At 42.7% G+C, this 25,275-nt stretch carries 13 protein-coding genes; 12 read left to right on the top strand and 1 reads right to left on the bottom strand.

Features of this window, described 5'->3' with window-relative positions:
• Positions 1-97: 97 nt before the first annotated feature.
• The 12 genes from BN161_RS14535 (at position 98) to BN161_RS14480 (ending at position 24,658) form a co-directional block, all read left to right on the top strand.
• On the top strand, positions 98-2,533 hold the full coding sequence (locus BN161_RS14535) for a glycoside hydrolase family 127 protein (RefSeq protein ID WP_044267489.1): 2,436 nt from the start codon (positions 98-100) through the stop codon (positions 2,531-2,533).
• Between the two features lie 73 nt (positions 2,534-2,606).
• On the top strand, positions 2,607-5,660 hold the full coding sequence (locus BN161_RS14530; protein WP_044267412.1) for a SusC/RagA family TonB-linked outer membrane protein: 3,054 nt from the start codon (positions 2,607-2,609) through the stop codon (positions 5,658-5,660).
• Positions 5,661-5,682: 22 nt separating this feature from the next.
• Positions 5,683-7,377, top strand: coding sequence for a RagB/SusD family nutrient uptake outer membrane protein (locus BN161_RS14525; RefSeq protein ID WP_044267410.1), 1,695 nt, complete (start codon positions 5,683-5,685; stop codon positions 7,375-7,377).
• A gap of 6 nt (positions 7,378-7,383) precedes the next feature.
• The gene (locus BN161_RS14520; RefSeq protein ID WP_044267408.1) at positions 7,384-8,382 is read left to right on the top strand and encodes a DUF4859 domain-containing protein; all 999 of its coding nucleotides are present in this window, start codon (positions 7,384-7,386) and stop codon (positions 8,380-8,382) included.
• Positions 8,383-8,416: 34 nt separating this feature from the next.
• Positions 8,417-10,762 (top strand): DUF6055 domain-containing protein, encoded by a 2,346-nt coding sequence (locus tag BN161_RS14515; protein ID WP_044267407.1) that lies wholly within the window; start codon positions 8,417-8,419, stop codon positions 10,760-10,762.
• Between the two features lie 273 nt (positions 10,763-11,035).
• Entirely contained in the window at positions 11,036-12,538 is a 1,503-nt protein-coding gene (locus tag BN161_RS14510; protein WP_167332545.1) for a M43 family zinc metalloprotease, read from the top strand.
• Positions 12,539-12,797: 259 nt separating this feature from the next.
• Complete coding sequence (locus BN161_RS14505; RefSeq protein ID WP_052356296.1) at positions 12,798-14,096, top strand: CotH kinase family protein; 1,299 nt, start codon at positions 12,798-12,800, stop codon at positions 14,094-14,096.
• Positions 14,093-15,421 carry a DUF6055 domain-containing protein gene (locus tag BN161_RS14500; protein WP_044267406.1) on the top strand — a complete coding sequence of 443 codons (1,329 nt, stop codon included), beginning with the start codon at positions 14,093-14,095 and terminating at the stop codon, positions 15,419-15,421. The genes BN161_RS14505 and BN161_RS14500 overlap by 4 nt, the downstream gene beginning before the upstream one ends.
• 46 nt (positions 15,422-15,467) lie before the next feature.
• Complete coding sequence (locus tag BN161_RS14495) at positions 15,468-16,352, top strand: DMT family transporter (RefSeq protein ID WP_044267405.1); 885 nt, start codon at positions 15,468-15,470, stop codon at positions 16,350-16,352.
• The gene (locus tag BN161_RS14490) at positions 16,349-20,332 is read left to right on the top strand and encodes a hybrid sensor histidine kinase/response regulator transcription factor (RefSeq protein ID WP_044267403.1); all 3,984 of its coding nucleotides are present in this window, start codon (positions 16,349-16,351) and stop codon (positions 20,330-20,332) included. Before BN161_RS14495 ends, BN161_RS14490 begins: the two co-directional genes overlap by 4 nt.
• A gap of 49 nt (positions 20,333-20,381) precedes the next feature.
• A complete protein-coding gene (locus tag BN161_RS14485; protein ID WP_044267402.1) occupies positions 20,382-23,630 on the top strand; it encodes a S41 family peptidase in 3,249 nt (1,082 codons plus the stop codon).
• A 275-nt stretch (positions 23,631-23,905) separates the two neighbouring features.
• Positions 23,906-24,658, top strand: a complete 753-nt coding sequence (locus BN161_RS14480; protein ID WP_044267401.1) for a NigD1/NigD2 family lipoprotein — start codon at positions 23,906-23,908, stop codon at positions 24,656-24,658.
• A gap of 34 nt (positions 24,659-24,692) precedes the next feature.
• On the opposite strand, the gene BN161_RS14475 is transcribed toward BN161_RS14480, so the two are convergent.
• The gene (locus BN161_RS14475; protein ID WP_044267399.1) at positions 24,693-25,091 is read right to left on the bottom strand and encodes an HU family DNA-binding protein; all 399 of its coding nucleotides are present in this window, start codon (positions 25,089-25,091) and stop codon (positions 24,693-24,695) included.
• Positions 25,092-25,275: the final 184 nt, after the last annotated feature.

Here is a 25,275-nt window from a genome sequence, read left to right as displayed (position 1 = left end):
TGCATTCATATAGATTTTTGTTTCATCTTGTTAAAAAGAGAATCCTTTTCTTTGCCGTACACTAATGCTAATGATTTAAAAACACATATATAGTATGATGAAGAAACGAATCCAATTCCTTTTCGGTAGCATTGCCCTCTTGGGCATGAGTGCTTGCAGCGAACCCTACGTTCAGCCTGATGCTCCGATTAAAGAAGTTCCTTTTACACAAGTTCACCTGAACGATAACTTCTGGACTCCGCGTATTGAAACCAATCGTACCGTTTCTATTCCTTCCGCATTTAAAGAATGTGAGAAGAACGGGCGCTTCGATAATTTTGCCATTGCCGGAGGATTAATGAAAGGCGAACACCGTGGTGATTTCTCTTTTGACGATACCGATCCTTATAAGATAATAGAAGGAGCCTCCTACTCGCTGGCTGTGAAGTATGACAAAGCACTGGATGCTTATCTGGATAGTGTCATCTCCCTTATCGCAGCCGCTCAGGAACCGGACGGCTACCTCACTACGTGCGTAACTAATAAATGCTACCGTCTTTCCGGTTGGTGGGGAAAGAATCGTTGGGAAAAGATTAATAGTCATGAACTTTATAATAGCGGTCACTTGTATGAAGCTGCCGTTGCACACTATCGCGCAACAGGTAAACGCTCCTTGCTTGATGTAGCTATCAAAAATGCCGACCTTGTTTGTCAGGTATTTGGTCCCGATGAAGGGCAAAAGCATGTTCCTTCGGGACATCCCATTGCCGAAATGGCGCTTGCTAAATTATATAAAGTGACAGGTGATGAGAAATATCTGAAAATGGCTAAATATTTCGTGGAGGAGACCGGACGCGGAACAGACGGTCATCGTCTCAGCGAATACAGTCAGGATCATAAACCCATTTTGCAGCAAGATGAGATTGTGGGGCATGCCGTGCGTGCCGGATATCTTTATTCTGGTGTTGCCGATGTGGCTGCCCTGACCCAGGACACAGCTTATTTCAACGCACTGAGTCGTATTTGGGAGAATATGGCAAGCAAGAAGCTCTTTATTACCGGTGGAATCGGCTCTCGTCCGCAAGGCGAAGGCTTCGGTCCCAATTATGAATTGAACAATCATACCGCTTATTGTGAAACTTGCGCAGCCATTGCCAATGTTTATTGGAATCACCGCATGTTTTTGGCTACGGGAAACGCCAAATATGCCGATGTGTTGGAACGTGCACTTTATAATGGTGTGATTTCGGGTGTTTCTCTTAGCGGTGACAAGTTCTTCTATGATAATCCGCTCGAATCTATGGGGCAGCACGAACGCCAGCATTGGTTTGGTTGTGCTTGCTGTCCGGGTAATGTCACCCGCTTCATGGCTTCCGTACCTTATTATATGTACGCCACCCAGGGCAATGATATTTATGTTAACCTTTATATCCAGAGTAAAGCTGACCTTAATACGGACAGCAATAATATAGCTTTGGAACAGACTACTGAATATCCTTGGGAAGGAACGGTTTCCATCTTAGTTACTCCCGAGAAAGAGCAGGAATTTGCTTTGCGTTTCCGTATCCCGGGTTGGGCGCAGGATGCTCCCGTACCAACGGATCTTTACTCATTTACTGATAAGGCAGGTGCTTACAACATCTCTGTTAACGGCAAGAAAGTAAATGCTAAACAATATGATGGCTACGCTACTATTTCACGTACCTGGAAAGCGGGTGATGTGGTAGAAATCAACCTTCCGATGGATGTGCGCCGTATTAAAGCCAATGATAATGTGGAAGATGATCGTGGTAAACTGGCTATCGAACGTGGTCCTATCATGTTTTGTCTGGAAGGCAAAGATCAGGCTGACAGCACTGTTTTCAACAAGTTTATTCCTGATGCCACTCCAATGGAAGCAGCTTATGACGCTAATCTGTTGAACGGTGTTGTAGTGCTGACCGGTAATGCGAAAGAAGTGGGTAAAGATGGTAGTGTGAAAGAGGTTCCTTTTAAAGCCATTCCTTATTCAACCTGGAATAATCGCGGTGCAGACCAAATGGCAGTTTGGATTCCTGAAGCTGCCGAATATGCCCGTCCTATTCCCGAGCCGACAATTGCCAGCAAGGCACGGACTCTGATGATACAGGCTCCTATCCAGAAAGACGCTCCTGAATCAGCCTCAGTAGAAAGCTGGGCATGGGGTGTGAATGACCAATGGGAACCGAAACGTTCATCGGATATTTCTAAGCCTTACCATTATTGGTGGTTGAGAAACGGAACGCTGGAAACTTTGGCCTATCAATTTGACCAGCCCTACACCGTTTCGAATGTACAGGTTTATTGGTTAGATTTCGATCATTACGATGGAAACTTCCGCGTGCCGGAAAGCTGGAAACTCTACTATAAAGATGGTAAAAATTGGAAAGAAGTAGAGGCATTGAATGAATATGTGGTGAAGAAGGACTGCTATAATAATCTTGATTTTAAACCGATAAAGACGACAGGATTGAAGATAGCTGCCCAGTTGCAGAAAGGTGCTTCGGGTGGGGTGATTGAATGGAAAGTAAACTAAATTAACTCCTTTTGAAAAATTAGAAATTTGTAACTTGTATATAGAATATTAACCTTTTAATTAGAGATGTGATATGAAGACACATGAGAATCGGTCCTTGTTCAGTAAAGCTGTTCTAAGGGCTACAGCCTGTCTTTTCTTTGCAGCGGGTGCCGGCATTAGTCCGACAACAATGTTTGCGGAAACAGCGGGAACACTGGACATCGAGGCTGTACAACAACAGACTGTTACAGTCACGGGTGTAGTAAAAGATAAGAGTGGCGAGCCTATTATTGGTGCTAACATTCTTGAAAAGGGAACGGCTAATGGTGTGATAACCAATGTTGATGGAGAGTATACATTGAAGGTGAAGGGTGCCAATTCTGTGTTGTCTGTTTCTTATATAGGTTATAAGGGACAGGAAATAACGGTAGGAAACAAGAGAAAAATAGATATTATTCTTGCTGATGATACGGAACTATTGGATGAAGTAGTAGTTATCGGCTACGGAACTCAGAAGAAAGGTGATGTAACGAGTGCCATTGCCAGTGTGAAAGCTGAAGACTTCTTGGTAGGTAATTTTAATAATGCGGGTGATTTACTGAAGGGTAAAGTGGCCGGTTTGACCATTGCTAAACCTTCGGGTGACCCTAATGTAGGTACTGAAATCAGTCTTCGTGGTATTGTCTCTGTATCGGGTAACGCTTCTCCATTAGTACTGATTGACGGAGTTCCTGGTAGCATGAGTACAGTTCCTACTGAGAATATAGCCTCTATTGATGTTCTGAAGGATGCTTCTGCTGCCGCTATTTATGGAACGAGAGGTGCAGGTGGAGTTATTCTTATCACTACCAAAACCGGTATGCGCGAACAGAAAGCGACTGCTACTTATTCTGGTTACGTCTCATTTTCTAATTGGGTCAAGAAAGTAGATTTCATGGCTCCTGATGATATTCGTGCAGGAAAAACACAATATAATGACGAAGGGTATGACACTGACTGGCTCGATGCGGTGAGTCGTACTGGTGTGACACATAATCATAGCTTTTCTATCACAGGCGGTTCTTCTACTACCTCTTATTATGGTAATGTAACTTATCGCAATCAGCAGGGGGTAATGAAGAAGTCTGGTAACGAAGACTTAAGTGTGTCGTTTGATGTGAGTCATTGGATGTTCAACAATATGTTGAAGGTAAATCTAAACATTGTGCAAGACAATTATAAGTATTTGGATAAGTATGATGCTTATGGAGTAAATAGCCTTACGCAAATTTATAGACAAGCTGTGATTCGAAATCCGACTTCTCCAATTTGGAATGAAGACGGTACTTACAACGAACGTTCACTGTTACAATACTACAATCCTGTTTCGTTGCAGAATGAAAGTACAGGTGAAACAAAGGAAATAAATACTCGAATTACCGGAAATGTAACTTTTGAACCGATTAAAGGATGGCAAACTAACTTAATGTTGGCCAGTCACCGCTCAACAGGTAAAACCGGTTCATACAACACTAAGTATCATACTACTACCGCGATTGGTAACCTGACTGGCGAGGCAAGTCTAAGTGATAATTATGATCGTACAGATTACTTGGAATTGACTTCTAAATATCACGCTACATTTGCTGGAAAGCACCGTTTTGAAGGTATGGTAGGTTACAGCTGGTCAAGAAATACTTATGAGAGTGCTGGCATGTGGAATGCCAATTTCCCGACAGATTATTTTGGTTACAACAATATGGGTGCCGGTGAATATCTTACTGATGGTAAGGCTTCAATGAGTAGCTCAAAGACAGAATCGACTTTGATTGGTACATTTGCCCGTATCAGCTATGGTTTTGATAATCGTTATAACATTTTGGCTTCTGTTCGTTATGAGGGCTCTTCCAAGTTTGGTGCCAACCATAAGTGGGGCGCTTTCCCTTCTGTTTCCTTGGGCTGGAATATCATGAATGAGAGTTTTTTGGAATCAATTCGTAACTGGTTGAACAATTTGAAACTTCGTGCTGGTTATGGTGTGACTGGTGTAATTCCGGCTTATTCTTACCAATCTATTGTTCGCTATAGTTACTCTGGTGGTAATTATTACCGTGATGGGAAATGGGCTAAAGGATTGAAAGCATTATCAAATGCCAATCCTGATTTGAAATGGGAGATTGCCAAAGAACTCAATATAGGTTTGGACTGGGGCGTATTGAATGACCGTTTGGGTGGTTCCGTAGACTTCTATGTAAAGAATACCTCGGATATGCTTTTTGATTATGCCGTACCCAGTCCCCCTAATTTGTATACTTCTACCTTGGCCAATGTAGGTAAGATGCGCAATTCCGGTATCGAAATTATGGTTCGTGCCATTCCTATTCAAACCAAAGATTTTGAATGGAATACTGCACTAACAATGCAACATAATGCCAATAAGTTGGTAAGCCTTTCCAATGACCTTTATCAGACTGAGAATATTCTTTGGCAGCAAGGTGTAGGTGACCCTGTGAGCCAATATACCCACAAAGTGGAGGTAGGCAAGAGCTTTGGCGAAATTTGGTCACTGAAAGCAGTTGGTGTATCAGAAAAGACAGGTCTGTTCTTGATAGAAAACCCGGAAACTGGCCAGGCTGCCGAATTTTATCAGGAAATGCGTAACGACCGCGACAACTGGTACCAACGTATGGGTAATGGCATTCCCAAAATCTCTATGGGATGGAATAATACATTCCGCTATCAGAATTTTGATTTGACTATGCAGTTTACCGGTCAGTTTGGCTATAAGATTATCAACCAGCAGCGTGTGTTTTATGAAAACAACGCCCATGCTTACAATAAGTTGAAATCGGCAGCCGATGCAATTGGCGGTATTCGCCCACTCTCTGCACAGCAGTCACAAGTAGTGACCAGTTATTACATTGAAGATGGTGATTACTTGAAACTGACCAATATGACTTTGGGCTATACTTATGACTTTAAGAAACGTACTTATGTAAAAAGCATACGCTTCTATGGTAGTATAGATAATCTTTTTACAATCACTAAGTACAAGGGATCTGATCCGGAACTAGGCAGCAATAACTTTTGGACTGCCGGCGTAGACAGTCGTGATAAATATCCTACTGTACGTTCATTCACTGTAGGTATGAACGTGACTTTCTAACCTCATTAACAACAAAATAATTATGAAATATAATAAGATATTTAAGAAAGGTGTTGTCGGTATGTTATTTGCCGGTTCAATTCTGTTAGGCAGTTGCACCGATTTGAGTGAAACCTTATATAGTGAACTTCCTGGTGATGGTAGCTATGAATTTACTGAAACCGAGATTGCGGCTCAATATGGTGTAATTTACGACCGTTTGCGCGATATGTATGATGGCTGGGAAGGTTATATGGACATTAGCCAAGAGTGTGGTGACTTGATTATGACCCCTTACCGTACTTATGGAGGATGGGGTGCACAATATGTTTCATTGCACAAGCATGAATTCCATCCTACTATTAATCATCTTTATCGCCCTTGGTACTCTTGTTATCAAGGTATAAACTCTTGCAATCAGCTACTTGACGATGAAACCATCAGCAGTAATGAAAGAGCAACAGCCGAGTTGCGCACTTTCCGTGCGCTGTTCTATTATGTATTGTTCGATTTGCATCGCAATATTCCTGTAACTACTACTTTGAAACTGCCGGCCGACTATATGCCGAAACAGGAGACTCCGCAGTTTACTTTCGATTTCATAGTGAAAGAAGTAGAAGAGTCGAAACCATTGCTTACTAAAGAAGTGGAAAAAGGACAGCTGAATTACTATGGTGCCTGTATGCTACTGGCAAAGATGTATCTGAATCATGATGCTTGGTTCCCCGATGCTCCTGATAATAAATACTATGGTTTGGCTATCGAACAGGTGAATGAAGTCATCAATGATGGTGCCTATACACTGGCTGAGAATTATCGTGAGCCTTTCTCCGTAGCCGGGAGCAAGGAAAATATATTCGAACTGATGTATAGCAATAAATATGCTGGTCATGGCACGAACCACTTCTGCAAATGGTTTCCCGCCATCTGCAAGGATGTATTTGGCGTTTCGTTCGACCCTTGGAATGGAAGTGCTTGCGTACCGCAGTTTTTTAATACTTATGATGAAGATGACACTCGTAAGGCTGATACTTGGAAATGGGGCGTTCAGCGTGACCAACAAGGAAATATACTCTATGAAAACGGAAAAGAGGTGAATCTTACTCCCGAAGTATGGGCTATTGAAAAGCCAGGTGCAGGTGACTATCAGGGTGCTCGTTTATGGCTCTATGAGATTCAACCGGGTAACATTGGTACCAGTGATGACAATGTACCTTTCTTTCGTTTGACAGACGCTTACTTTATCAAGGCTGAATGTTTGCTCCGTCTGGGCGGATATAATGGTGAGACAGAGCAGGATGCTGCGGATATTGTAACGATGATTCGTCGTCGTGCATTCAAAAACAATCCTGAAAAAGCAGTCCGTACTGTTGCCCAACTGAAAGGAGGCAGCGTATACGATTATGGATTGCGCGAAACGCAAGGTACGCTTGATGATGACAAGAACCTTACCAATGTTGAAGTTATTACTACTCACGAAGGTGGTGATGATATCATTCTTGGTGGTTTGCTTGATGAATTGGCTTGGGAGTTTGTGTATGAACACCACCGTCGTCAAGACCTTATTCGCTTCAAGATGACTAATGGATGCAATGTATTCAATGGTAAGTCATGGTTCGGCAAGAGCGCCAATACTAATCCGAACGATCACCATCTTGATATCTTCCCCATCCTGCAGGATAATCTGGATGCCAATCCTAACTTAGTTCAGAACCCTGGTTATACAACCGCAAAATAAAGAACCATGAAAAAGAAATTAATCTATATACTGATGATTTGTGGTGCGTTGTTTATGACAACCGCTTGCAGTGAAGAATATACAGATGCTACAAGTATGCATGTGTACGGTCCAAATGAGAATCCACCTGTGAAAACAGATGAAAAGGGAACTGTAACCAGTACCTTTGATAAAAAAGCTGGCGATCCTGTTCCTGCTACCATTAGTATCGAACAATATGAAACAATAATACAGCAACAGCTCGGCATGACAGTAAATGAACTGATGAGTGCTATTGAGAGCGGGAAAGTGGTTGTCTGTCCCATTAATGCCTCCCGTAGTGTATGGAACAAAGCAAAAGCCAATGTAGAAGGGAAGAAATATGGCTGGTATGTTAATAAAAACGGTAATGTATGTGACATTGATGATGCATCCTTATATGGCATCATTGAATTCGATGCCGCAACCAAATGCTTCAATTTTTATCCCGATGGAAATGCCGGTGGTGCAGCTTCGATAGAGTTTGGCTTTGCCCTTGATGGACCAAACTACAATACGGCTATTCGTTTCGTTATGGCTATGACTGTATTTGATAAGAGTTTTATCATTCAGGATATAACGATTCCTGCTGGTGACTATAATGCTTATTCGTTGACATTCGAGAGTGTAGCTGAAAATATCAATTATGTGTTTGGTATGTCTTCTGCTGAATTGGTTGCTGCTGTTTCCGATGGCGCAGTAAAACCTTATATGATGAACCTTGAAACTAATGCATATGTTTGGGACGGCACTTCTACAGCAAATAATGGTGGTTACTGGTGTAATGCCAATAACGAAATTTGCACTTGGGGAGCAGATGGCTTCTCTTTCTTCATCGAGCCTTGGCTAGAGGATGATCCGGCTTGCATGGCTATCGGACGTGCTCCGGGTATTGCATCGGGAACTACAATGATGGTTAAATTTGGTTTGGCTACTCCTGATAAACAGAAAGCGATGTCGTTCCTTTTGAACGCAACTTTCGAGTAATGCCTTATTTTTAAACTTTCTAAAACAATATAAAATGAAAAGCAATATACGACACTATTTCTACCTCGCGGCTATGTTGATGGCTGTTAGTGGAACATCGTTTCTCACTACTGCATGTGAAGATGACGATATGTCAAAACGTGTAGCTGATTATGATCCTCGATATAAAGGTACTATTGCTGGTATGGAGGTCGATTATGCGGTTGAAGCCGAAGACAAGAGCTTGGAAATACACTTTAAGAGTGACATGGACTGGACGGTTGCCGTTGTAGATGCCGAAGGTAATGCCTGTTCATGGGCTAGCGTGTCACCTGCTGAAGGTAAAGCTGGTGAAGAGTTGAAGTTGACTGTGACCATGCAGGAGAACGAAGACACGACCAATGACCGTTCTGCCACTGTTACAATCTCTACCGTAAAAGGCCAGTCACAGGCTATTAAGTTGGTTCAAAAGTATAAGGTATTGTACCTGAAACCTGACGAAATTAAAGATTATGCCAAATACATTTGTCCCAGTGCCGGAAATCCTCACTTCGAGGAAGGTCCTGAGTATATGCTTCGTCATGACAGCTACTATTCATGGCATCGCATGAAGCAAAGTGAACACTTCTTTGTATTCTGGTCACCGGAGTTTGGAGAAGATCCAAATGCGGAAACCGTTGCGGCTGCCATGCGCGTAGATATTGATGACCTTCTTAAGAAAGCGGAATCATACTTCAATACCAATGTTAACATTCTTAAGATGGCGACTTTGGGTGAAGGTAAATCTATGCTTGACGATTATAAGATGCAGATTTATCTGATTTATCAGGATGAGTGGCTTGCCACTGGTTCTGGTTATGATGACAAAATAGGTGCCCTCTGGGTAAATCCATCTACTTGTCAGCCTGTAGGTTCTACCATAGCTCATGAAATCGGTCACTCATTCCAGTACCAAGTTTATGCTGATAAAGTGAACAAGCAGGGGGCTCCTGCTGATTTACATCATGGATTCCGTTATGGATTTGGCCCCGATGGTGCCGGAGGTTGTGCTTTCTGGGAACAGTGTGCACAATGGCAAGCTCAACTTGACTATCCGGAAGAAATGTTCGGCTATCATCTTGATGTTTGGAAAAAGAATTATCATCGACACTTCAACCATGAATGGATGCGTTATGCCAGTTACTGGTTGCAGCATACTTGGGTAGAGAAACATGGAATTGATGCATATGGACGTATTTGGAGTGATTCGGAATATCCTGAAGATCCATTACAAACTTACCAACGTATATATTGCGGTAATAGTCAGAATGTTCTTTATGCTGATCTTTATGACTATGCTTCACGTATGGTATACTATGACTTGAGGTTTGCCAATAATGAAAGTAAACCGGTGACTGTACCTGATTATGTGAAAGGTGATTATAGTACTGATTTATACAAGGTAGGCGACCTCAAATATCAGGTGGGTTATGCGAGCTGTCCCGGAACTACCGGTTTCAATGTTATTAAAATGAAAGTGCCTGCTGCCGGTACTACAGTTTCTACTACGGTTGGTGCAATCACTCCCGGAAGTGCTCTTGCCAAGGGAGATAAAGGCGAGCAGGTAGATGGAGATGGAAAAGTTGTGGCTAAAACCACGACCTACAATACTTCGGATAATACTTCATCTGACTATCGTTATGGTTATGTAGCTATCGTAAACGGCAAACCGACCTATTCGGAAATGAGCAAGGGTGCCGAAGGTACGGCTTCTTACACAGTGCCTGTCGGTACAAATGAACTCTACTTCGTGATAATGGCTGCTCCCGATGAATACAATCGTCAGTATTGGAATGATAAGGAAGAAGATGACGAACAATGGCCTTATACTATTACTTTGAGTGGCACCGACGTGGAAAGTTATAATGATGTAGTTGAAGTGGTGCTTGATCCGAATGCTAAGCCTAAAAGCGTTGAGATGATTATTAATGTGCGCGGTACGTCTGATGCATCTTATGAATTTGCTCATTATAACATCGCTTACTACGATAATGCAGCTATTTGCCATGCTTTCTGCCTGATGCCGGAAGATTTTGCAGCCATCCAGCAACATAGTTCTGAGGGATTGGCCGAAGGAAAAATCTGTATGCGTTTGAAACTGACTGACGGTACTTACAGTTATGAAGATAATTGTGGTGGTGAGTTGGGAGGATTCTGGTGCAACGCTGTTGGCGAGCTGCAAGGATGGGGTGCAGATGCACGTACCTATACCAAACTTCACACTATCTACGATATGGAAGTAGGCTTTATGCCGGGTACTCTCACTGCTGGAGAAATTTATCCTCAAATCGTTGAACTTGTCTATATCAAGGATGGTAAAGAATACATTGCTACTCTTAAATTCAATTTTATTGTAGAATAGTATAAGGCTCTGAAGTATTTATTCCATAGGATTAGGGGGGATAATCCCCCCTTGCTATTATAAACTTCTAAAAATAGGAAGAAGTACTTTTCTTCATTTTTTCAAAACTACGAAATGTTTTCGTTATGGATAAAAAGAGGAGGTATGAGCCTTTAGATTGTTTGTGTTGATAGTTATTTGTTTAGCTGCAGAATGTGTTGATTTAGGTCATCTGTAGCTGTTTTTATAAGTTGTTCTTGTTCTATTTATTTAAAATTGAAAATTGATATGGTTATGAAAAAATATATAGTATTTTTAACATTTTGCTTTTTGGCTATAGGATGTAGTGATGATAGGCAGGATCAAATAGAAGGGATACCTGTGTCAGAAATGCAAATTTGTGGAACTCCTACACCTCCTCCGCCCACTTGGTTTTTTGAGGCTGAAACGAGAAATATAAACAATATGAGATTTTATAATTTATATGTTTTTATTCATGTTGTTCGATATTCATCAGGTTCTGGACTTGATAAAGAAATTGTTTCTTCAACAATAATAAACAACTTAAATAGAGATTATGCAGATACGAGCTTTTCGTTTAGTTTGTTAGGTTCTGAATATATAGATAATGATGATCTCAATAGGCTTCCAAGTTTTTTGATAACTCCTCTGTTCTCTCAAAATCGTCATTCTAATGCTATAGATATTTATGTAGTGTCAGTTGGGCGAGATTTTAATGCTGCAGGACAAGCTCAGTCTATACCTTCTACAGCTTGTATTATAAAGGGAAATTATTACAAGGAAAGTACTGTAGCACATGAAGTGGGACACTGTTTAGGACTATATCATACTCATCATGGAACAAGCGTAGGTGAAAGCGGAAGTGGTACTTGCGCAGAACTCGTTGATGGATCAAACTCTACTACATGTGGTGACTATATAAGTGATACACCAGCAGACCCTAATATTTGGAATGGATGTACTTATATAGGTAATATTACTGATGCTCACGGGGATTCTTATTCTCCATCTTCTTCTAATTTAATGTCATATGCGGGTAAATCATGTCGTACTCAATTTACATTAGTACAGAATCAACGAATGGTAAACACATTAGAACATAATTATGTCTTGCAAGCAGCAATTAAGCCTTGGATAAATGGGGCTGATTTCTTGGCAACTTCTGGAATTTATTCAGTAGACTTAGCAGATAATTTTGACGTTCAATGGACGGTTGAATGTCAGTCATATTCGAAACAGAAAGATGACTATGAAACGTATTCAAAACAATTTTCGGGGCATTCAATTACTATCGTAAATCAGGATGATGCATCTCCATCACAGCTGTATACGATAACTATGCGAGCTACTTTGGGTAATAAAACTATTACGGAAACAAAGAAAGCATATCATGTTAAGGTTTATTCTGAAACAGGACAACTAAGATGGAGTACGAGTCCAGATGGGGGCAGTGGCTCTACTACACAGGTAGGTACTATCAATTTGAAGGATCCTTTTAATAGCCCTGTAAAAGTATACCAAAATGGTTACTTGTATTTATATTATGATGATAGTTTAGGAGGGAACTCTGTAACCTATCCTAATTATTATAATTTTCAATTTATGGAAGGGCCTGGTAGCTCCTTCACAAAACCGACTTCAGCCAATAATGCTTTTTATTGTCCGAGAACAGTTTCGGTTGGTACTAGCTCATTGCGAGCTGTATTGTGTATATCCATAAACGGATATGTAAATTTCTTAAGTATTCCTATTCAGGTGTTGTCAGCTATTAATTGATCTTAATAGAGATACTTTCTGCTATTTTAGTAATCATAAAAAATAACTTGGTACATCAATGCCGGTTTATTATTAGCCTATTACTAAAATATTTTTCTCCTATTGGGGAAAAATGTTTTTCTAACCGGGAAAATAAAACGCCGTTTATACCGAGTTGTTTTTTTGCATTACTTAAGTATTATTTGGAGTTTAACTAATGCAGAAAAGTCAGTCTGAAAGTCCTAAAATATTTTTTAGACTGTCTTAAAATTGTATATCAATGAAATTCTCAAATTTGTTTGGCTTAGTCTGTTTATCTTTGTTTTTAGCAAACTGCTCTGATGATTTAGAACCTGCTTGTATTCATCCGATATTTCCAGAAGTACCTTCAACCTTCATCTATCAGGTTGCCCAACTGGCCATCAACACCGAAAATGGTGCTCCTATTGTCTCAAAGGACAAGAAGGACTATGTGAACTGTATCCTCACCATTGATTCTGAAAAAGAAGAATGGGACTATACCGGAACAGGACGCATTCGCGGGCGTGGAAATTCTACCTGGCTTTGGTATCCGAAGAAACCTTATCGCATTAAGTTGGATAAGAAGTCGGAAATACTTGGACTGGCTACTGAAAAGGATTGGGTACTTCTTGCCAATTACCGTGATCCGACCCAAATGATGAACACCTTCACATTTATTGCAGGTGAGAAATTAGGTTTGCCTTATACCAACCACTCTCGTTATGTAGAGGTAACACTGAACAGTGAGTACATCGGACTCTATCAGTTGACCGAGCAAGTGGAACAAGGTAGTAGCCGCGTAGCAGTGGATGACGAACAGGGAATGCTGATTTCGCTGGATGCGGATGATGGACCGGAATTGAATCCGGACGGGGTAGATAACTTCTGGTCGACAGTTTACCGGATGCCTATTTGTGTGAAACATCCGGAAGATGCTACTGTTGCACAATTGAGAGTGGTTCAGGATGATTTTGCCCGGTTGGAGCAGAGCATACATGAAGGCAATTATGAAACAACCGCTCAACTGATGAATATCGCTTCGTTTATAGATTATATGATGATACAGGAACTGGTGTATAATGTAGAAGTAGATGCTCCACGCAGCATCTATATGCATAAAGATAAAAACGGTCTTTGGACCATGGGGCCACTTTGGGATTTCGATGCAGGATTTGATTTCGACTGGGGAACCATGTATACCGGGCATAACTATTTCAATAGTTACAAAGAGCTTGTATTAGGCACTGATCCGGTCAACCATACCGGAGGCTATCGTGTTCCGTCTTTCTTTACGGATCTTTTCAAAAATAAACGCTTTGTGAGTGAATATAAGGCACGTTGGAAAGAAATAAAAGATAAGATTATGTCAGAGTTCTGGGAGGAAACGAATACTTTTGTTGTGAATTGCTTCGAAGCCATGAAGCGTAATGCTGAATGCTGGCCTATTGATAAAAATTATCAGACGGAGATAACCCGGATGAAACAATGGCTTCAACAACGTACCGATTATTTAGATACTGTTATTAAAAACTATCCGTCAGGAACAAAAAGATTATGAAGAAGTATATCTTTTTATTAAGTCTTGCTATCGTTTGGGGATTAGCCTTGAAGGCACAGAATGTGACATCTGTCTCTATGCCTTCGGGAAAAACTATCTATATCCCTAAAGACCTCCAGAGAATGGATTTGCAAAATCCTGAAAGCAAGTGGAGTTATCATCGTATGGCTTGTACAGAGAACTTCGTCATCTTCTGGGAGAAAGGGTTTGGGAATGATTTATCCAATCCGCCTCAGTTGGAAGGGCACGATATGCAGGTCGATTTACCGAATCTGATGGAAAAGTTGGAGACCTTTTACCGTTTCTTCCGTGATACATTGGAGTTCTCACGTCCAGGTTCCAAGTGCGACAAGTATCGCATGATGGTGATGCTGAACTATTCCCTGGAAGGCACGGCATACGGTGGAGATTATGACGGAGAAATCGGTGCTTTATGGATTGCCCCCAACCGTGTGCAAGATAAGAAATTGAACTGCATCGCCCACGAATTGGGACATAGTTTTCAGGCACAGATCAGTTGCGACGGGCAGGGCGAAGCCTGGGGAGGATGCGGTTTCTTTGAAATGACTTCGCAATGGATGCTGTGGCAGGTGAATCCCGAATGGATTACTGATGAAAAATATCATTGGGATGCTTTCATGAAACTGACTCACAAGGCTTATCTCCACATGGAGAATATTTATCATTCACCTTATGTATTGGAATACTGGGGGATGAAACGGGGACTTCCCGTCATAGCCGAACTTTACCGTCAGGGAAAGCGGGGAGAAGACCCGATTATCACCTACAAGCGTTTGGCTACCTTGAATCAGAAGCAATTCTGTGACGAGATGTTTGATGCTTACCGCCACTTTATCAACTGGGATTTTCCGCGCGTCTGGAAAGAAACACGCCCGTATGCCAATAAATATACTTCTCAGCTAATAGCTCAGCCGGATAGATGGTATAGGATAGCACCGGAGAATTGTCCTGAAAATTATGGATTCAATGCTATTCCTTTGGCTGTTCCTCAGCCGGGAGAGAAAGTGAAAGTGGAATTCTGCGGAGAAGCAGGAAAGGAAGGATATACTGCAATCCATACAGATAAGGCAGGTTGGCGTTATGGTTTTGTTGCTGTAACGGCAGAAGGTAAATCTATTTATGGCGAAATGGGCGATAATAGCGGGAAAAGTATTATTTTTACAGCTCCAAAAAATCAAACTCTGACCCACTTGTGGTTGGTTGTGATGGGAGCGCCGACGGAGCATTGGATGAATCCCGCTCCGGGAGAGAAAGATGCTCAATGGCCATACCGCATCAGGGTTACGGGAAGCAATCCTTTATAAACATACAGATAAATACGATGTCTGCAAAAGAAACATATATGAACCGATGAAAAACAGTACAAGTGCCGTTGTTTATGCCTGCATTGCAGTGCTTAGTTGGTCTACTGTAGCCACTGCTTTTAAGATAGCTTTAACGCATCTAACTCATTTTGAGATGCTACTGATAGCCAGTTGTACTTCATTAGTCATATTTGCTCTTTTGCTAACTTTCCAGAAGAAGTGGAGACTGGTGTCGGAACTTTCCGGTCGCCAATGGGGATATTTTGCATTGTTGGGATTACTGAATCCTGTCGCTTATTATCTGGTGTTGTTCAAGGCTTATGATCTGCTACCTGCACAAGTAGCGCAGCCCATCAACTATGCATGGCCTATTGTGCTGCTTATTCTGTTGGCCTTGTTTGCCCATCAGCCCATACCACCGAAGAAATATATCGGCATGTTTATTTCACTGGGTGGAGTGGTACTTATTTCTGTAGGAACCGGGCAGTCGGGAGGTATGGATATACCCGTGCATGGCTTATTGTTGGCGGCATTGAGTGCTTTGTTGTGGGCCATGTATTGGATGATAAACAATAAGTTCAAAGATAAAACGGATGGCAGCATTGCGCTGTTTATGAGCTTTCTGTTTGGCACGGTCTATTTGCTGATAGGAGCTGTGGGAGTAGGTGTGCATCTCAATACATTGCCCGGTATTTTGTCGGGTATGTATGTCGGTGGGTTCGAAATGGGTATTCCCTTTATCTTTTTCAGTCTTGCCATGCGGAAGACATCCAATCCGGCACTGGTCAACCAGCTTTGTTACTTATCCCCCTTCTTGTCTTTATTCTTCATTGCAATCATATTGGGTGAACAGATTGTGTTTACAACTTACATCGGCCTTGCATTGATTGTAATGGGAATTATGTTCAATCAATATCTGGTGAAGAAATGAAAAAGATTATCCTTGCCATAATAGCCGGTATTATTCCGTTGGTGCTTCCGGCAGCTTCTACTGGCTTCTGGTTCCGCCATTTCTCCGTGGAAAATGGATTATCCTCCAACTCGGTGCGTGCTATTATGCAGGATAAATATGGCTTCATGTGGCTTGGTACGGATGACGGCTTGAACCGTTACGACGGTACCACTATAAAGGTTTATAATCTGAATCCGCAAGGGCCTAATGATTATATCTCTTCTCTTTACGATACTACAGACAATATCTGGGTAGGGACAGAAGACGGGGTTTATATTTTTGATTATGAAACGGAAAGCTTTGAACTATTCAAAGTATTGACAGCCCAAGGTGACAGCATTAAGAGCAATGTGAATCATATTGCAGAAGACAGAGACGGCAACCTGTGGTTCTCGACAGTAGGGCAAGGGATTTTCAAGTATAATATATCCAAGCACTATCTGGAACATTATGAATTTAAAGATGCCAATGGATTAATGGCGAGTGTGCTGGTTGATAGTGAAAATCAGATTTGGGCGGTCACTAATTGGGGAAGTCCCACTGTGTCCAAGCTGAATAAGGCGGAGAATAAATTCGAGCCTTTCCCTATCACTTATGAAGCGGGGCAATATGACTCAAACTCTCTGGTCATGCTCGAAGACTCTGAACATGCACTGTGGCTGGGAACCTGGGAATGCGGTTTGCAAAAGATAGACAGATATACGGGTAAGGCAACCACTTATTTGCATCCGTCGGAAGGTAAGGGAGCTACGCATATTCACTCTTTGATGGAGTATGCCCCTCACCAGCTATTGATAGGATCGGATGACGGTCTTTTACTGTTTAACACGCTTACGTGTGAGCAACAGTTATTCACGGAAGATGAAACGAATCCTTATTCATTATCCAATCGTTTTGTTTATCCTATCGTGAAAGATGGTGAAGGTGGCGTATGGATAGGAACCTATTATGGTGGCGTGAATTATATTTCACCCAGCACCGGACAATTTGAATGCTTTGCTCATTCCCGTTTCTACAATTCCGTGAATGGAACAGTCATCGGACGTTTTTGTGAAGATGCTTATGGGCATATCTGGATTGCTTCTGATGATGGTGGTTTAAGTCGCTTTTCTCCAAAAGATAAGCAGTTTGTTCATTATCTGCCCGATGAACACAAAAACAGTCTTTCTTATCATAACGTGCATGCACTTTGTATGGATGATGACGATTTATGGATTGGTACCTATACGGGAGGAGTCAACGTGCTGAATACGAAAACAGGCGCATTCAGGGTATATACCACTAAATCGGGTGATCAGAGTACTCTCGATGGAACCAGTTCCTACGCCATATTTAAAGATAGGGAAAAAAGAATATGGGTAACTTCTATGGCAGGGGTGAATCTGTATAACAGAAAGGAAGATAACTTTATCCGGGTGAAAGATCTTGAATCTCTGACCATAGACATAGATCAGGATATCGAAGGAAACATCTGGTTCTCTACCCAAGGAAAAGGATTATTCAAATATACTCCGGACAAGCAGCTTTGGAAGAACTACGTGCAAGGCAATGCTCCCGGCGCATTGGTCAATGATCAGGTAAACTGCACGCTTATAGATGTCAATGGAAATATGTGGGTGGGAACCATGAACGGGCTTTGCAAGTATAATGCTGAGGAAGACCGGTTTGAAGCGATACTTTTGGATATTCCCAGCCGTAACATCTGCGGCATAGTTGAAGATCAGCATGTGTTGTGGCTGACCACGACGAAAGGACTGGTTCGTTACGCTCCCGGCGAGAGTTGTCAGGTTTTTACGCGCAGCGACGGGTTGCAGAGTGAACAATTCCTGCCTAATGCGGCTTTGAAGGCTTCCGACGGGAAGATATATGTCGGTTCGGTAAATGGCTTCAATGCTTTTTATCCTTATCAGATAAAAACGAATAAGGTGCTTCCACCGGTTGTTATCACAGGGCTGGAAATCTTCAACAAGGAAATACGGATAGGAGATAAGAAGCTGCCAAAAGCCTTGAACCGGATGGCGGAACTGGATTTGTCTTATAAAGACCATGTTTTCAGTCTGTTCTATGCTTCATTGAGCTATTGTACCCCCGAAAAGAACCAGTATGCCTATAAACTGGAAGGTTTTGATAAAGACTGGAATTATGTAGGTTCGCAGAACAAAGCTACTTATACCAATTTGCCTGCCGGAACATACGTCTTTAAAGTGAAAGCCACGAATAATGACGGTATTTGGAGTAATCAGGAGGCGAGCTTGAAGATAACCATTCATCCTCCTTTCTACTGGAGCACGGCTTCCAAGATTCTTTATTTCATATTGGCATGCATAGCGCTGACCTTCTTTATCCGTTTCTTGTTGAAGCGGACGGAGAAGAAGCACACTGCGGAAATCAATCAACTGAATGTCAGCAAAGAGAAGGAAGTACATGAAGCTAAGATTAAGTTCTTCACGATGATAGCTCACGAAATCCGTACTCCGGTCTCGCTTATCATCGGTCCTTTGGAGAAGATTATGAAATCGTCCATACCGATGCCGGCCGCGCTGCGGGACGATCTGAATATTATTGACCGCAATAGTCAGCGACTGCTGTTTTTGGTCAATCAATTGCTGGACTTCCGTAAAGTGGAGCAGGAAGGAATGACTATCAGATATGCTTCACAAAACATCCGCCAATTGCTACAGGCGGTTTGCGAGCGGTTCAAACCGTTTATCACCCAGCATGGCGCCCATCTGGAAGTGGAATATCCCGATGCCGATTTTACGGCTATGGTGGATAGTGAGGCAATCACCAAACTGATAAGCAACCTGCTGACGAATGCGAGCAAATATACCAAGGATAAAGTAATCCTTTCTTGTGTTGTTCAGCCGGAACAGCATACGTTTGTGGTGAAAGTGACAGATAACGGAATCGGCATTAGTGAAGAAGACCGGAAGAAAATCTTCAAGCCTTTCTATCAGGCAATGGATAATAAACCCGGTACGGGTATCGGACTCAGTATTGTGAAGAGCATTGTGGAGTCGCATAACGGTTGCATAGAGGTGGAGTCCGAAATTAATAAAGGCTCTTCTTTCATAGTGACCTTGCCTGTCGAACAAGTCGGGGCGACGGATCAGGAAGGAGAAGCGGGCGTTCTCAACCCGGCAATACCCGAGGATATCTTGTCGGAAACCTTGCCGGTGGTGTCTTCTAAGAACAAACCGCTGATGCTGATAGTGGATGATAACGAAGAAATGCTGAATTTCCTTTCAAGCAGTTTCTCCGCCCAATATTCCATTCTGACGGCGGAAGACGGAATAGAAGCATTGGAAAAACTAAAGGAGCATGAAGTCACCTTGATTGTGAGTGACTGGATGATGCCACGCATGGACGGAGTGGAATTTTGCAAGGCTTTGCGGGCCGATCAGTCCATCAGTCATATACCGTTTATTTTGCTGACTGCCAAAACAGATACGAATTCCAAAATAGAGGGTATGGACTGCGGAGCGGATGCTTATATTGAGAAGCCTTTCTCTGTGCAATATCTGGAGGCATGTATCAAGAATCTCCTCGACTTGCGTAATCTGTTGCGCCAGAAGTTCTCAAAAATGCCGATGGTGCCCCTGAATAGTATAGCCAGCAATTCGTTGGACAATAAATTCCTTACTCGTATCAATGAGATCATAGAACAGAATTTCTCTGAACCGGAACTGACCGTTGATTTTTTGGCAGAACAGCTTGGCATCAGCCGTTCCAGTCTGTTTACCAAGATCAAGACATTGGCTAATGTCACTCCGAATGAGTTGATACAGATAGTGCGGTTAAAGAAAGCGGCAACTCTGCTTGCGGAAAATAAATACCGTATTAATGAAATCTGCTATATGGTAGGATTTAATAATCCATCGTATTTTGCAAAGTGTTTCCAGAAACAATTTGGCATAAAGCCGGGGGAGTTTGTTAATAATCCGGGGGGATCGTTGTAATTATTCTTATTCTTTTCTTACTTTTGTAAGTTGACTAAATTCAAATAACATGAGTAAGAAATTTCTTTTATCCTTGTTCGTTCTGGCCGGTGCGTCTGCATGGCTTTCTGCAGCAGATGAAGCGCGTTTATTGCGTTTCCCGGCAACGAATGGTAGTGAGATTGTGTTCTCGTATGCAGGCGATCTCTACAAAGTGCCTGTCACAGGAGGAGAGGCTCAACGCCTGACTTCGCATGTGGGTTACGAAATGTTCCCCCGTTTTTCACCCGATGGCAAAACGATTGCTTTTACGGGCCAGTATGATGGAAATACGGAAGTATATACCATCCCGGCAGCCGGCGGAGAACCACAACGCCTGACGTATACCGCGACAAATTCCCGTGATGACTTGGGCGACCGTATGGGACCTAACAATATCGTGATGACCTGGACACCGGATGGCAAACAGATCATTTATCGTAACCGTATCAGTGACGGCTTTTCCGGTAAGCTTTATTCTGTCAATCAGGAGGGTGGTATGCCCGAAATTATTCCTTTGCCTGAGGGTGGATTCTGTAGTTATTCTCCCGACGGCAAGCGGCTGGCTTACAACCGTACCATGCGTGAATTCCGTACCTGGAAGTATTATAAAGGCGGTATGGCGGATGATGTCTGGATATACGATCCGGCAAAGAAGTCAGTGGAGAATATAACGAATAATGTTGCTCAGGATATCTTCCCCATGTGGATAGGCGATGATATATTTTTCCTTTCCGACCGTGACCGTACCATGAATATCTTTGTTTATAATACGAAGACAAAACAGACGTCGAAGGTTACTGGCTTTACCGAATATGATGTGAAGTTCCCGAGTGCCTCCGGCAATACCATTGTGTTTGAGAATGGCGGATATATCTATAAGATGGATACTGCCACCCGTCAGCCCGAGAAAGTAAATATCAATCTTGCTTCGGATAACATCTATGCACGCAGTGCCATAAAGAATGGGGCTAAGTATCTGACAGCCGCCAGTGCATCTCCCGACGGAGAACGGGTGGTGGTGACTGCTCGCGGAGAGGTCTTTAATTTGCCCTCGACCAAAGGTGTGACGAAAAATATAACCCGCACTCCGGGTGCCCACGAACGTAATGCACAATGGTCTCCGGATGGAAAATACATTGCTTATATCTCGGATGCTACCGGAGAGACAGAACTTTATCTTCAGGATGCAGTGGAAGGTAATCCGGTGCAGCTGACCAAGAATAATGATACGTATATCCGCTCTTTCGAATGGAGTCCGGACAGTAAGAAGATTGTTTATACCGACCGTCAAAATCGTATCAATCTGCTGGATGTAGCTTCACGACAGGTGACTATGCTATTACAAGACCTGATGGGGGAACCGCAGGATGTGACTTTCTCACCGGATAGCAAATGGCTGACCTATACCCGTGATGCAGATAATGAAATAACTGTTGTATATGTCTATGATATTGCCGGAAAGAAGGAATATCCGGTGACGGACAAGTGGTATAATTCTTCTTCACCGGTATTCAGTACGGATGGTAAGTATCTGATTTTCTCATCTGCCCGCGATTTCAATCCTACATACGGCTGGTTGGAATGGAACCATGTTTATAACAATATGTATGGAGTTTATCTTGCTTTGCTCTCGAAAGATACCCCGTCACCTTTCATACAGAAAGATGCCGGAGTGAAGAACGACAGTGAGAGTGAGGCTCCGAAGGCTGCTGAAAAGACTGCCGGAAAGAAAGACGCGAAACAGGAAACTGCTTCTGCGTCACTCGTCAAGTTTGATCCGGAAGGTATCACCGAACGTATCATCAAGCTTCCATTGTCGGCTTCTTATTATGCTAATTTCTATTCAAACGGAAAGAAGGTATATTACTGGGGCAATGGCGGAACGAAGTTTTTCGATCTTGAAGGACAGAAAGAAGAAACGGTTGCCGATGGTGCTATGATGACGGTTACTCCGGGTAGCCAAAAGGCTTTGTTCTACAAGGACAACAAGCTTTATGTAACCGCTATACCGGAAGGAGCGGCTAATCTGAGTACGCCTGTCAATATGGATAATATGTCCATTACGATAGATTACCCCAAGGAATGGGCACAAATCTTCGATGAGGCCTGGCGTGCTTATCGTGATGGTTTTTATCTGGAGAATATGCATGGTGTGGATTGGAAAGCAATCAAACAGAAATACTCTGTTCTGTTGCCTTATGCAAAGACACGTCTCGACCTGAACTATATCATTGGAGAGATGATTGGTGAGCTTAACTGCGGACACGCATACGTCAATCCGGGTGAAACGGATAAACCGGCACGTATCAAGACCGGTTTGCTGGGTGCTGAAGTATCGGCGGATAAGAGTGGTTTCTTCCGTTTGGATAAGATACTTCCCGGTGCTTCCTGGAGTAAGGAACTGCGCTCTCCGCTTACTGAACCGGGTATTGAGGCTAAGGCCGGGGAATACATTGTTGCCATTGACGGTATACCTACGAATACGGTGAAGAATATCTATGCTTTACTGGTAGGAAAGGCTGATGTACCGACAGAAATCTCGCTGAACAGCAAGCCGCAATTGGCAGGTGCAAGAAAGATTGTCATCAGTCCGCTGGAAAATGAATATCCTCTTTATCATTATAACTGGGTACAGGATAACCTGAAGAAGGTGGATAAGGCATCCAATGGACGTATTGGTTATATCTATATACCTGATATGGGTCCGGAAGGTCTGAACGAGTTCTCCCGTTATTTCTATCCGCAGCTCGATAAGGAAGGTCTGATTATAGACGACCGTGCCAATGGTGGCGGTAATGTATCTCCTATGATTCTGGAACGTTTGTCTCGCGAACCTTACCGCTTGACGATGGGACGTGGTACGAAGCGTGTCGGTACTATACCCGATGCCGTGCAAGTGGGGCCGAAGGTTTGCTTGATTAATAAATATTCTGCTTCCGACGGTGACCTCTTTCCATGGGGATTCCGTGCACTGGGGCTTGGTAAACTAATCGGTACCCGCACCTGGGGTGGCATTGTAGGTATCAGCGGACCGTTGCCTTATATGGATGGCACGGATATCCGTGTTCCTTTCTTCACCAGTTATGATGCGAAAACGGGCCAGTGGATTATTGAAAATCATGGTGTCGATCCGGATATTTTGATTGATAATGATCCGGTGAAGGAATGGAACGGTGAAGACGAACAGCTCAATAAGGCTATCGAAGAGGTGATGAAGGAATTGCAGGATCGTAAGCCATTGCCACCTGTTCCGGCTCCGAGGGACTTCAGTAAGTAGTGAGAATTACTTGCTGTACAAAGAAGAGTTTTATGCGTTTTTGCATACACTCCTACATTCGATGCATAAGTTGCAGATATGCAGTTGATTAACGGGGTGTAGGTACGGTGTAGGTAAGTGCTGATAAATCACTTGCCTACACCGTTTTCGTTCTGTTTCTTTACATATATAGTGATTATTGTTAATTAACAATATGTCATGCAGTCTTTTCTCCCATATTTCATTTCTATAATGTAGAAAAATTATTTTAAATGTTTAATAGGAGGAACCACACTATGAAAATTGATTCTGTATTTAATAAAGCACTTTTATTTGCCGGGGCTATTGTTTGTACTATAGGCTTGCAGTCCTGTCTGGACGATGACGATAACAATGGCTATTATTTGAGGTACCCTAATGCTCTTGTAACAGTGAAGGGTGCTGCCGACGATGCATTCTTCTTGCAGTTGGATGATAAGACGACTTTATTGCCGACCAATGTAAGTACTTCTCCTTTCGGAGACAAAGAAGTCAGAGCCTTGGTGAATTACAGTGAAGTGAATGAACCCAGTGGCGATTACACAAAAGCCGTGCATATAAACTGGATAGACAGTATCCTGACAAAGCCTATTGCACCGGATTTGGGAGAAGAAAATGATGAGGTGTATGGCACAGACCCTGTAGAGATTGTGAATGATTGGGTAACTATCGCTGAAGATGGATATCTGACACTTCGTTTCAGGACTATATGGGGAGGTAGTAAAAAGCATTTCGTTAACTTGTTGTTGGGACAAAATCCGGAGAATCCTTATGAAGTAGAATTCCGTCACAATGCGTATGGCGATACCTACGGAAGTGAAGCTGACGGCTTAGTAGCTTTTAAGTTGGACGAACTGCCTGATACGGAAGGTAAAGCAGTTAAACTGAAATTGAAATGGAAGTCATTTAGCGGTGAAAAATCAGCCGAATTTGACTATTGTACGCGGAAGTCCGTTACACCGAGTGAATCGGCTATTGCAGCAGTAAGAAGCACTTTGGATTTGAAATAGTTCTCGTAAGACTGTGATTGATAGGAGGAAGGATTCAAATTTCATCCACATCTATCCACTCCATGCGCGGGTCAACGAGTGTCCGTTCTGTTACTTGGCCTCGTTGTCCCCGACTGTACTCGGGTATGAAGCGCACTTTTACGGCGGTAATCTGACCGGGATTCACTTCTTCGGGCGTGTCCACCCCTTGCCCGTTGGACTGGCAGGTGCAATAGAACGTGCCCACGCCCATCAGTCGTACGGAGCGTCCCGCGCTCATCATGTCCGCCAGTACGTCACCCAGATTTGCCAGTACGGCATACGTGTCTCCCCGGCTCACGGTGGAGATTAAAGATAATCGGGTGGCAACGTCATCCGTGGTATAAGGTCGTCCTTTGGTGATAGCTCTGGGGTACCACTTCCCTTTCTGTTTTTGTTTCTTGTAAAATGCCATTACTTGTTTTCTCCTTTTAGATTGAGTGAGCACGGCTGATGCCGTGACTGTGCATGGCTGATACCGTGAGTGAGCACGGTTAATGCCGTGACTTAGATAGGAATCATGTATAATGATTGTCACAATCATGTAGGATGATTCTTACAATCATTATACATGATTCCTATTTGAGTCGCAAAGGTAA

It is taken from the genome of Bacteroides timonensis (assembly GCF_000513195.1).
In the GTDB taxonomy this organism is placed as follows: domain Bacteria; phylum Bacteroidota; class Bacteroidia; order Bacteroidales; family Bacteroidaceae; genus Bacteroides; species Bacteroides timonensis.
Note: the sequence above shows the minus strand (reverse complement) of the source record. Positions and strands in the feature narration are given on the sequence as shown.

Bases quoted from the DNA above. Each gene is read 5' to 3' on its own strand.
- BN161_RS14535 (WP_044267489.1), top strand. From the start codon at position 98: ATGAAGAAACGAATCCAATTCCTTTTCGGTAGCATTGCCCTCTTGGGC.
- BN161_RS14530 (WP_044267412.1), top strand. From the start codon at position 2,607: ATGAAGACACATGAGAATCGGTCCTTGTTCAGTAAAGCTGTTCTAAGG.
- BN161_RS14525 (WP_044267410.1), top strand. From the start codon at position 5,683: ATGAAATATAATAAGATATTTAAGAAAGGTGTTGTCGGTATGTTATTT.
- BN161_RS14520 (WP_044267408.1), top strand. From the start codon at position 7,384: ATGAAAAAGAAATTAATCTATATACTGATGATTTGTGGTGCGTTGTTT.
- BN161_RS14515 (WP_044267407.1), top strand. From the start codon at position 8,417: ATGAAAAGCAATATACGACACTATTTCTACCTCGCGGCTATGTTGATG.
- BN161_RS14510 (WP_167332545.1), top strand. From the start codon at position 11,036: ATGAAAAAATATATAGTATTTTTAACATTTTGCTTTTTGGCTATAGGA.
- BN161_RS14505 (WP_052356296.1), top strand. From the start codon at position 12,798: ATGAAATTCTCAAATTTGTTTGGCTTAGTCTGTTTATCTTTGTTTTTA.
- BN161_RS14500 (WP_044267406.1), top strand. From the start codon at position 14,093: ATGAAGAAGTATATCTTTTTATTAAGTCTTGCTATCGTTTGGGGATTA.
- BN161_RS14495 (WP_044267405.1), top strand. From the start codon at position 15,468: ATGAAAAACAGTACAAGTGCCGTTGTTTATGCCTGCATTGCAGTGCTT.
- BN161_RS14490 (WP_044267403.1), top strand. From the start codon at position 16,349: ATGAAAAAGATTATCCTTGCCATAATAGCCGGTATTATTCCGTTGGTG.
- BN161_RS14485 (WP_044267402.1), top strand. From the start codon at position 20,382: ATGAGTAAGAAATTTCTTTTATCCTTGTTCGTTCTGGCCGGTGCGTCT.
- BN161_RS14480 (WP_044267401.1), top strand. From the start codon at position 23,906: ATGAAAATTGATTCTGTATTTAATAAAGCACTTTTATTTGCCGGGGCT.
- BN161_RS14475 (WP_044267399.1), bottom strand. From the start codon at position 25,091: ATGGCATTTTACAAGAAACAAAAACAGAAAGGGAAGTGGTACCCCAGA.